This is a genomic window from bacterium, from assembly GCA_026708055.1.
In the GTDB taxonomy this organism is placed as follows: domain Bacteria; phylum Actinomycetota; class Acidimicrobiia; order Acidimicrobiales; family CATQHL01; genus VXNF01.
Map to the genome: position 1 here is coordinate 1 of JAPOVS010000077.1, position 3,287 is coordinate 3,287.

The following is a 3,287-nucleotide window of genomic DNA, read 5'->3' on the forward strand; positions in this document are numbered from 1 at the left end:
GACGGGCACCCTCTCGGTGCCCTTCACCGACACCGCCGTGGACGAGCCCGACGGCAGCATCACCGCCCGCGTGGTCGGCGGGACGGGCTGCACCGGGTACACGGTCTCCGCGGAGGAGCCGGCGGACGAGGCGCTGGTCAAGGACGGCGAGGCCACCCTGGTCTCCCTGACCAGCGACGACACCCGGATGACGGAGGGCGACGCCACCGACACCGCCGTGGCCAAGCTTGCCCTCTCCCGCCCCCTCCACGTCCGGGAGATGATCGAGGTTCGCCTGACCCTGACCACCGCGACGGGGGCGCGGCTGCCCGGCCACGCCACGCCGGACTTCGCGGTGGCGGCGACGGGCGCGGGCGTGACCGCGTCGGGCCTCGCGTCGGCGGAGCCGAAGCTGTTCTTCACCGGCTCGGCCAGCGGGGAGGTGCGGGAGGCGACCGTCACCGTCACGCCGGTGTCGGGCCTCGACGACGGCGACACGGCGCACGAGGTCGTGACCCTGGCCCTGGTCTCGGACTCGGTGCTCAGCGGCCGGGGCCTGGCCACCACCGTCAGCGGCGGCGTGGGCCGGGGCAGCGACTTCTCCCAGCAGCTGGTCTTGACCGACGACGAGGGCGGCGCGCTGCCCACTCTCACCGTGTCGGTGGTGGGCGGCCACGGCCACATCGCCGAGGGCGGCACCCGCCGCATCCGCATCCAATCGGACCAGGCCGCGCTGCCCGGCGGCATCGCCGTCGCCGGCCTCGCCTCGGGCTCCTCCTACAGCTCGGGCTACGCGGGCGCCGTCCCGTCAAGCGCCACGATCCCCAGCGGCGGCACGAGCGTGGACTTCGACATCAGCGTCACCAACAACTCAGCCGACGCCGACTACGGGACCCTCACCTGGACCCTGCCGGAGAACGACGCCCTCTACAGCCGCGGCGACCCCCACACGGTGCGCCTCGTGATCGCCGACGACGACATCGCCTCGCCGATACCGCGGCCCGAGGTCTACGAGTTCCCGTACCTCAAGTGGCATCTGCCGCCGTTCTACTACCTGCCCCGGGCGAAGATCCTGGCCGACGGCAGGCGGACGGTCACGGCTTACGAGGATCCCTCGACGCGCAATGCCGACGGGTCGATCAACACCGACGACTACTACTGGCACCGCGACCTGTACGTCCAGCACGACCCCAACCGCAACAACCCGATGTACTACTACTTCTGGTTCCATCCCGGCTATCAGCCCACAGGGCCGGTCACTTTGACGATCAAGGCGGTGGACCACAACAACAACGCCAACGCGGAGACGGGCCGGGTCGCGTTCGCGCTGGATCTCGATCTGACCGCTCCCCCCTATGGGGAGAACGGCCCCTTCACCGATGACGTGCTGACGGTCACGCTCAACCCCGAGGACCTGGTCCGCGAGAGCGGCGGCGCTTTGCATTTCAGGCCCGGGTTCGGGATCTATGTGAATCCGCGGGTGTACAACGAGTGCGTGGACATCACCCACACGCTCTCGGGCGGCGGCTACGGCAGCGTGACGGTGGAGCCGATGCGGGTGCATCTGATGCCGGCCTTCCAAGCGGGAGTGACTCAGGACCGCACCAACACGGCGTGCGGCTCGCCCGGGCTGCTGGACTCGGAGCTGCGCACTGTGGGGCGGCAGTCGGGCTACGCGTGGACGTCCCTCGCGATCGACCTCACGGGCAGTAGCGACGCCCCGGTCCCGCCGCCGACGGTGCACCTGGACGTCGGCAAGCATTGGACCATTCACCACACCGATCTCGACGGGCGGACCATCAGAGAGGGCGACTACGCCACCTTCACCGTCCGCTACATCGGTGACGTCTACGAACCGGTGACCGTCAAGTACACGGTCAGCCAGACGGGCGACGTGATCGACACCGCCCGCTTCAACCCGCACATCCAACACTCGGTGACGATTCTCGCCAGTTCGTACTTCAGCGGGGCCGTCAGCTTCGACATCCCCACCAAGGGTGACAACGTCACCGAGCCCGACGGGTCGATCACGGTGAGGCTGGTGGCGGACAGCGCCTACAATTCCACTGCCGATCCGATCACGGTGCAGGTGACCGACGGCGGCGGGCCGGTCGGCATGAACTCGCCGCCCCAGCCCCCGCAGCCGGACACGAACGGCCAGCCGCAGATACAGGGCGGCCCCGGCGACGAGAACGGCAACCCGGTCGGCCCCGTTGGCTCCAATGCGCCGCCCTCCGACGCCATCGGCTCCAACGCGCCGCCATCGACGGACTCCGATGGGTCCGGCGCGCCGCCCTCCGACGCCATCGGCTCCGGCGGCTCCAGCACGCCCACGCCGAAGCCGGCGGGTTGGCCGCACGGTCTGGCCCAACTGCCTGAGGGCGGCGACAGCGAGATCATCACGATCAGCCTCGGCGGCGGCGCCCTCGGGGAAAACCAGGAGGTGGTGGCGACGTTGCGCTCATCCGGCGCCACGCCGCTGGACGACTACACCCTGACGCTGGACAGCGCGTCCAGCCCGGGCGTGAGCGTCAGCCGGGACTATCCGCTCAACGCCGCCGAGTCGCGGATCACCTTCGGGCCCGGCGCGGGACGCGCCGTGCTCTGGCTGCGCGCCATCGGCGACCACGTCGAGGAGTACGAGCGGCTCACCCTGACGGTCACCGGCACGGTCTACTTCGACGGCTCAGATACCACGAACATCCCGGTCAACCGGAGCCTGGAGTTCGCGATCATCGACGGCGCGGCCCCCGACGCCGAGTTGGCGCAGGCGGAGCGTCTCATCCTGGCGATGACACAGCGCCACAGGAACGTGACAGGCAACGCGCGCGCCCTTGCCAACTGGAACAAGGCGCTCAAGACGATCCTCGGCCAGCAGGGCGGGTTCACCGTCGAGGAGCTGCAGCAGCACGCGGCAAGCGTCCAGGCCGGCAAGCCGACGCAGCGCTGGGCGTTGGTGCTGAAGGTGGCCAAGAAGCTCGATGCGCTGCGCCAGCAGCGGGCGCAGCAGGCAACGCCGCAGATCAGCGTCAGCGCCGACGGCGCGATAACCGAGGGAGGCTCCGCGTCCTTCACGGTCACCGCCGACCCCGCCCCGGCGTCGCCGCTCACGGTCAACGTCGCGGTCACCCAATCGGGCGACTTCGGCGCATCCACCGGCGCGACGACGGTGACGATCCCCACCACAGGCAGCGTCAGCCACGCCGTGGCCACCGACGACGACGGCGCCGACGAGGCCGACGGCTCGGTCACCCTCACCGTCAGCGCGGGCGACGGCTACACCGTCTCCTCCAGCAGCGGCGCCGCGA

At 70.4% G+C, this 3,287-nt stretch carries 1 protein-coding gene; it reads left to right on the forward strand.

What is annotated here, in order from left to right; all coding sequences use genetic code 11:
- Positions 1 to 3,287 (forward strand): hypothetical protein (locus OXG55_16320; GenBank protein ID MCY4104802.1); only part of this gene is annotated, 3,287 nt, incomplete at both ends.